At 29.6% G+C, this 7,374-nt stretch carries 6 protein-coding genes; 4 read left to right on the top strand and 2 right to left on the bottom strand.

The window, feature by feature from the left end; genetic code table 11:
* Positions 1 to 413 precede the first annotated feature (413 nt).
* Positions 414 to 1,199: a heliorhodopsin HeR gene (gene heR / locus Q0649_RS07385; protein WP_298839549.1), complete on the top strand. Its 786-nt coding sequence runs from the start codon at positions 414 to 416 to the stop codon at positions 1,197 to 1,199.
* A 226-nt stretch (positions 1,200 to 1,425) separates the two neighbouring features.
* Positions 1,426 to 2,835, top strand: coding sequence for a deoxyribodipyrimidine photo-lyase (locus Q0649_RS07380; RefSeq protein WP_298839546.1), 1,410 nt, complete (start codon positions 1,426 to 1,428; stop codon positions 2,833 to 2,835).
* Positions 2,836 to 2,917: 82 nt separating this feature from the next.
* Here the strand turns inward: Q0649_RS07380 and Q0649_RS07375 are convergent, their stop codons facing one another.
* The gene (locus tag Q0649_RS07375; protein ID WP_298839544.1) at positions 2,918 to 4,291 is read right to left on the bottom strand and encodes a DUF4317 domain-containing protein; all 1,374 of its coding nucleotides are present in this window, start codon (positions 4,289 to 4,291) and stop codon (positions 2,918 to 2,920) included.
* Positions 4,292 to 4,554: 263 nt separating this feature from the next.
* Between Q0649_RS07375 and heR (Q0649_RS07370) the strand changes: the two genes are divergently transcribed.
* The gene (gene heR / locus Q0649_RS07370) at positions 4,555 to 5,340 is read left to right on the top strand and encodes a heliorhodopsin HeR (RefSeq protein WP_298839541.1); all 786 of its coding nucleotides are present in this window, start codon (positions 4,555 to 4,557) and stop codon (positions 5,338 to 5,340) included.
* Between the two features lie 121 nt (positions 5,341 to 5,461).
* Positions 5,462 to 5,908 (top strand): staygreen family protein, encoded by a 447-nt coding sequence (locus Q0649_RS07365; protein ID WP_298839538.1) that lies wholly within the window; start codon positions 5,462 to 5,464, stop codon positions 5,906 to 5,908.
* Positions 5,909 to 6,110: 202 nt separating this feature from the next.
* On the opposite strand, the gene Q0649_RS07360 is transcribed toward Q0649_RS07365, so the two are convergent.
* On the bottom strand, positions 6,111 to 7,331 hold the full coding sequence (locus Q0649_RS07360; protein ID WP_298839536.1) for a hypothetical protein: 1,221 nt from the start codon (positions 7,329 to 7,331) through the stop codon (positions 6,111 to 6,113).
* Positions 7,332 to 7,374 lie beyond the last annotated feature (43 nt).

Below are 7,374 nucleotides of genomic sequence, written 5' to 3'. Positions count from 1 at the left end.
CATAATTGTCACTCCTCGTAATAATACTAAATATTATTATATTTATGTAAATTTTCTTTTCATAAGTTATGTGATCCAAACCTCAAAGTATTGCTTTTTAATTATATCCTCAACTTTCGCACATAATTTATCTAGGCTATAGCCTGTAATTTCAGTATTTACATCAAAAATAATGAAGAACATTCTTTTATTGGATATAATTGAATCAAGACAAACAACAAATAAATAGGATTTTCTTCATTAATACAATTATACCAAAAATAGCACTTAAAAACAGTTTAAATCTAAGTAGTTGTTATTAATATCAAAAATAATTAAAAACTTAACATTTAGATCACAATTAGCAAATTAGTAGAATTTTACAACAACGTTGAATATAATGTATTTAATAATATATTATAAGGAGTTTTAAAATGGAAACAACTAATAAATTCAAATCACTTCGCAAATTTAATTTAATTATGGGATTTTTACACTTTATTCAAGGAATGCTGATGTTGTTTTTTGCTTTAACAATTGAAAAAGTTATTGCTTTTAAGGTTCCAGTATACTCAAATTTTTTAAAATTTGATACTAGCACAATGAGACTCATAACTGACAATCAAAAAATATTTGATGTTCCATTTGCTATAGGTGTTTCGCTTTTTTTATTACTATCTGCACTATTTCATTTCTTAATTGTAATGCCTAAAATAAATGATGTTTATAATCGTAATATAGAAAAAGGGATAAATCCATTTAGATGGTATGAATATTCCATTAGTTCCTCTTTAATGATAACTTTAATTGCCTTATTATTTGGGGTATACGATATTGGTCTTTTAATAGCAATCTTTGTTTTAAATGCTTCAATTAATCTATTTGGCCTACTTATGGAAAGAATAAACCAATATACAAAAAAGACAGATTGGTATGCATTTATATTTGGATCTATAGCCGGTTTGGGGCCTTGGATTATAATAATTATGTATGCATTTGGCAATTCAAGCTTAAATAAAGTACCTGTATTTGTTTATGCAATATTTGCTTCATATTTTATATTCTTTAATTTGTTTCCTATTAATATGATTCTACAATATTTAAAGATAGGAAAATGGAAAAACTATATCTATGGGGAAAGAGGTTATATAATTCTTAGTTTAGTAGCAAAATCCATATTAGCATGGCTTGTTTTTTTTGGTGTAATGCAGCCACATTAATATAATATTAGCTTTAAGTGCATAACAAGAACATTCCAACATTTAACTCCATAATATATATAATGTATTTATATTATGGAGCAAAATCTTTGAGTGAAATATATCCTTACTAAGGATATACGTTACCGGAGAATCATTATTATTGTGCTTTACAAAACAATATAGAAAATTTATAATTAGCTTATAATTATGGGGAAAATAATCTATAATAATGGAGCTGAAAATAATGATTTCACAAGATAGAATTAAAATCTTAAACAATAAAAAAATAATTGATAATCCCTATGTGGTTTACTGGATGCAATGCTCTCAAAGAACAGAATATAATCATGCCCTAGAGTATGCCATAATGAAGGCCAATGAGCTTAATAAGCCATTAGTTGTGTATTTTGGATTAACTGATAATTTCCCAGAGGCAAATGAAAGACACTATTATTTTATGCTAGAGGGATTAAAAGAAGTAAAAATAGAATTAGCTAGAAGAAATATTAAAATGATTATCCGAAAAATATCTCCTGAAAATGGAGCTTTAGAAATATCATCTTTTGCAGCCTTAATGGTAGTGGATAGAGGATATTTAAGGATAGAAAGAAAGTGGAGAACATTTTTAGCCCAAAATTCGAAATGCTGCGTGGTACAGGTAGAGACTAATGTCATTGTACCCGTGGAATTAGCTTCTATAAAAGAAGAATATTCTGCATATACCCTTAGAAATAAGTTAAGCAAAAGATTAGAGGAGTTTGCATTGCCGCTTAACGAAAGAGAATGTGATATAGATTCTACTGATCTTAATCTTCCACTTGATGAATATGATATAGAAGATATCGATAAGGCTATTTCACAGCTTAAAATTGATAAAACAGTTAAGAGAGTACTATATTATAAAGGTGGCACTAGTAATGCTAAGCTATTACTTGAAGAATTTATTTTAAGCAAATTGTCACATTATAGTGAACTTAAAAATGAGCCCTCAAAAGCTTATTCTTCTAATTTGAGTCCATATCTACATTTTGGTCAGATTTCTCCCTTGTACATATACATTAAATTAATGGATGTATATATAGAAGATAAAAAAGCCTTTTTAGAAGAATTAATAATTAGAAGAGAATTAAGTATGAATTTTGTTTTTTATAATGATAAATATGATTGTTATGAATCACTTCCATCTTGGGCTATTAATACTCTTGAAAAACATTTGGTAGACGCACGAGAGTTTATTTATTCTATTCAAGAACTAGAAACAGCACAAACTCATGATGGTTATTGGAATGCTGCGCAAAAGGAAATGCTTATTACAGGTAAAATGCATGGCTATATGAGGATGTATTGGGGAAAGAAAATATTAGAATGGAGTAAAACCCCAGAGGAAGCTTATAATACTGCTATTTATTTAAATAACAAGTACCTTTTAGATGGTAGGGACGCAAATGGATTTGCGGGGATAGCTTGGTGCTTTGGAAAACATGATAGACCTTGGGGTGAGAGATCTATCTTTGGATTAGTTAGATTTATGAATGATAAAGGATTAAAAAGAAAATTCGATATGGAAAGATATTTGCATAATATTGAATCACTGACTTACAATTCTGTGATTATAAGTGATAATGAGAAAACTGAACAAATATCGTTATTTTAAATAGATTTTATGCTACCACAAACTATTAGTTTGTGGTAAGTGCTTTTCTGCTTTACAATATTCATAATCCTCAGGAATTGTTTTAAATCAAATTATCTATACCATTAACCGTAGTTTGTTCATTGTCGTTAATAGGAATAACTATGCATTTTTGGCCATTAATTATCTGAGATTTTATTTGAGATACTTTTTCTGGTTTTACTTGTAGTATAACATCATAATCAGGGGTAACCTTATTATCTTCTGATAATAAATCTGGAACCTTCTCTAAATTAGTTTCTACCACTTTTTCTAAATCAGTTGTTGAAGCTTCTTCTAAAGCCACATTGTCATCATTATCTTGTGTAGCCATTTGAGCTTCCTTATCTATAGCATTGTCTTGTTTAACTTCATCAAGTCTTGCTTGTAGTGTTTCTACCTGTTTGTGAAGGCGTTCTTCCTTTTTTCTTTGCACATTTTCCTTGAGAGCTTTTGCGTCAATTAAATTTTTAGCTAGAGTACTATCATCACCAAAGTTCTCTACATATGAGTTTTCAATCAAAGTTGTAATTTCGCTTGGAACTTCACTTTCTATTAAGAGTTTTTGTATATCCTTCTTTGTTAGGCTTATGGGTTCACTATCTGGATCATCGTTTAAGTCATCGTATTCATCTATCATAGTGCTTAGATTTTCTTGTATATCCATAAAAATTTTATCAGCTTTATCATCACCTTCGCTAAAAGAATCTTTAATAATTGATTGGAATGTTTCCTTTTGCACTGTAGCCGTTTGTTTTGAAAGGCAACCTAGAACATTTTCCATTAATTCAGTATGTGTATCCTTTGCATTTTTTGTGTAATACATAATAGAGTTAACATCTGCACTACGATCAATAAAGGCAGGAAACACAAAACCATTAGTTGGGGACTCGACTACCCAATCTCTAATACGTGCTTTTATTTCGTTTTGCTCTTCGAAGTATCTAAGACCAGGCTCTGAAAGTGAAACTGGACATATTGCACATAACACATATTCATACACTTCTTCAGATTCATCTATCTTTATATTATCTCTGGTTTTGCTAACAACATCATAAGCGTCGTGAAAAAATAGTATTAAAAAATTACCAGTGTAATCATAATTATCTATAATCAAATCATAAAGATTATCAAGATAAGCATCATCTTTTAATTGACTGTTTTTAAGCTGCATAAGCGAAGTTTGTCTTTCATTTGTAAAATCTTCATTAACTTCAAAGTTAAGTTCTAAAATATTATTTCCAATAGTTCCAGACAATACTTTTTTAGCAATTTCTAAATATTTAAAGTATTCTTCCTCATCTAAATTTAGAAAACTTTCTCTAAATTTTAAAATAGTATGTTTTTCTCCATTAACATAGCAGCCACAAACTTTAGTGAAGGTACATTGTTCTTTTTTAAAACGTCTTTTTAATTCAAGTATATCTTTTCTTCTCATATATAAACTCCTCAATTTATAGACAAACCTTACGTAAATTCATAGTTGAAATAGCTTGTCTTTAATATTTTTTTATAGCTATAATTAATATGTTCTCCTTATTAATTATAGTATTTTTTTTACAAAAGATAAAGGATTTATCTATTAATCAATTTCTCATACTTGATAACAATAATTAACTAACAATTATTATAAATTAGTTGAATCTTACAACAATATAGAATATAATATATTTAATAATATGTATTAAAAGGAGTTTTAAAATGGAAAAAATTAATAAATTGAAATCACTTCGCAAATTTAATTTAGTTATGGGATTTTTACACTTTATACAAGGAGCACTTATGTTATTTTTTGCTTTAACAATTGAAAAGGTTATCGCCTTTAAGCTTCCAGTATATTCAAATTTTTTAAAATTTGACACTACCACAATGAGACTCGTAACTGACAATCAAAAGATGTTTGATGTTCCATTTGCTATAGGTGTCTCGCTTTTTTTATTAATATCCGCACTATTTCATTTCTTAATTGTAATTCCTAAGATAAATGATGTTTATAATCGTAATATAGAAAAAGGTATGAATCCATTTAGATGGTATGAATATTCCATTAGTTCATCTTTAATGATAACTTTAATTGCCTTATTATTTGGTGTATATGATATTGGTCTTTTAATAGCAATATTTGTTTTAAATGCTTCAATGAATTTATTTGGCTTGCTTATGGAAAGAATAAACCAATATACAAAAAAGACAGATTGGTATGCATTTATATTTGGATCTATAGCCGGTTTGGGGCCTTGGATTATAATAATTATGTATGCATTTGGCAATTCAAGCTTAAATAAAGTACCTGTATTTGTTTATGCAATATTTGCTTCATATTTTATATTCTTTAATTTGTTTCCTATTAATATGATTCTACAATATTTAAAAATAGGAAAATGGAAAAACTATATCTATGGCGAAAGAGGTTATATAATCCTTAGTTTAGTAGCTAAGTCAATATTAGCATGGCTTGTTTTTTCAGGTGTAATGCAGCCACAATAATATAATATTAAGATGTAAACTACTAGTTTAACAAAATGTCTAGCCTTAAGTGCACAACAAGAACATTACAACAGTTCCCTCCATAATATATATAATGTATTTATATTATGGAGGGAAAGCTTTGAACAAATTCAATAGGGAAATGTTACACGTTAATTTTGGAATGGGAACAGGTGAAACAAAACCAATCATTCCTAGGAAATATACCCTTACTCATTCAGACGTTACCGGAAAATTATTTTTGACTATTGCAGCAAAGTATGATTATGATAAAATCACTGACATGAGGGATGAAGTGCTGGCAGAATGGATCATGGTTAATAGTGATTACGCACTGATGGTTAATGTTATGGTAGATAAAGAAAAGAACCCAATAATGTCAGCGGTACGTAATAGCATTTTCGTAAAAGAATTACCGCTAGCACTTTCGGCGATTAGATATGGAGATAGAGAATTTTTTAGAGAAAATTCTTCTTTAGATAAAGCACCTATTTATGTGAAATTTAATTCTGTTTATCCTATGTTTAATCGTATAGAACTATGGGGAACGCCAACAGATTATAAATAAAAATTCTTTACCAAATTCTCTCCGTTTATAAAATTTCGACGGAGGGTACATGAACAAATTGTAAATACAATTTGTTTCTCTATTTTCACTATAAAAGAGCAGCTATTAAATATAATAATATTTAATAGCTGCTCTTTTAAATTGAAGTTTTACCATCACCATTGGTACCCGCAAATATTGTGTATATTGGAATAATTATTAATTACTTTTTAACTTGTTTTATTAATGGCCATTTATCAAAGAAAGTGTTCAGATATAGAAATGGCATCATAAATACAAATTGTCCAGCGATTATGCCAAGTGTTGCATAACCGAGTCCCATATCATTCCCTCCAAATGGAAGAATTTTATAAACTTTCATCCATATTAATCCCATGATAGTTCCAACCACTAATACAATTGCAAGTCTTATCAAAAATCTTGCTCCTGAACTTTTAATTTTATCTTCTGAAGGATAATCGAAGAATTGGTGGTGCCATAAAAGGGCTGTAGTGACAATAGATAAAACCAATGAAGCAATTACAAGATCTACCGGTTGTCCGTTAAGAAGATTCATTGGTTCAAGCACTATTCTCAAAATACCTCTAATTACTAATGCTCCTACCAAAGAAATAGAAATACCAATTAAACCTTTCCATGGTTGCCTTTTTGTAAATAATTTATAAGGATACTGCTCTCCACCTATGCCAGGGAATAAAAATAGGAATATAAAAATTTGGCAGAAGGCTAATACTGATGGCCAAGATCCCATAGGTGTAATAATTGCAGCTTCTCCACCTAATTGAAATTTTAAGAAACTAGGAATAACCATTGCCATCCATACAAGTATTGCAAAAACTGTTGTTGTCATCATAACACCAAATCCATCTAAAGGGGCATCTATTTTACCTGCAAAAGGCCATTTCTCGAATATTGATACAATCGGAATCTGACAAATAAGTACAGGCACTGCATAGAAGTTAGCTGTAGCCCATCCTTCTGTAGCAAGTAAAACTTGCGCGCCAGTCTGAGGAATGAACATAGTAGCTAAGTTAAATGGCTTCCACCATATTCCTAAAAAGCCTATCATAACAAGCATAGCTACTGCACCAAGTGAGAATGCTATAGCAGCATATCTTAACCCAGCACTAGGTTGCTTTTTGCCCTTTGCATATTTACCATAGTTACCAAATAAAAGAGTAAGCCATACCCATGAATTAATAGACATCCAGAAGAAAGTTCCTTCTGTAACATCTTTAATATATTGGCCTTTTGCTGCTGCATCTACTTGTGCTAATCCTACACTAGCCAAATTACTTATGATACCCTTTACAATAAGTCCCCATATAGGCCATCCTATGCAAGCAATTAAAAAAGTTATAACTACTGCAACTGCTCCGCTAACCAGTGGATTCTTGAATCGTCTTTCTACATTAAATTCCATATAATGATCTCCCTTCATCTATCCCTTAAATCGGTTACAAATA

The organism is uncultured Clostridium sp., assembly GCF_937920395.1.
Taxonomy (GTDB): domain Bacteria; phylum Bacillota; class Clostridia; order Clostridiales; family Clostridiaceae; genus Clostridium_AD.
Note: the sequence above shows the minus strand (reverse complement) of the source record. Positions and strands in the feature narration are given on the sequence as shown.

Excerpts from the sequence above, each read along its gene's own strand:
- heR (WP_298839549.1), top strand. The coding sequence starts at position 414 with ATGGAAACAACTAATAAATTCAAATCACTTCGCAAATTTAATTTAATT.
- Q0649_RS07380 (WP_298839546.1), top strand. The coding sequence starts at position 1,426 with ATGATTTCACAAGATAGAATTAAAATCTTAAACAATAAAAAAATAATT.
- Q0649_RS07375 (WP_298839544.1), bottom strand. The coding sequence starts at position 4,291 with ATGAGAAGAAAAGATATACTTGAATTAAAAAGACGTTTTAAAAAAGAA.
- heR (WP_298839541.1), top strand. The coding sequence starts at position 4,555 with ATGGAAAAAATTAATAAATTGAAATCACTTCGCAAATTTAATTTAGTT.
- Q0649_RS07360 (WP_298839536.1), bottom strand. The coding sequence starts at position 7,331 with ATGGAATTTAATGTAGAAAGACGATTCAAGAATCCACTGGTTAGCGGA.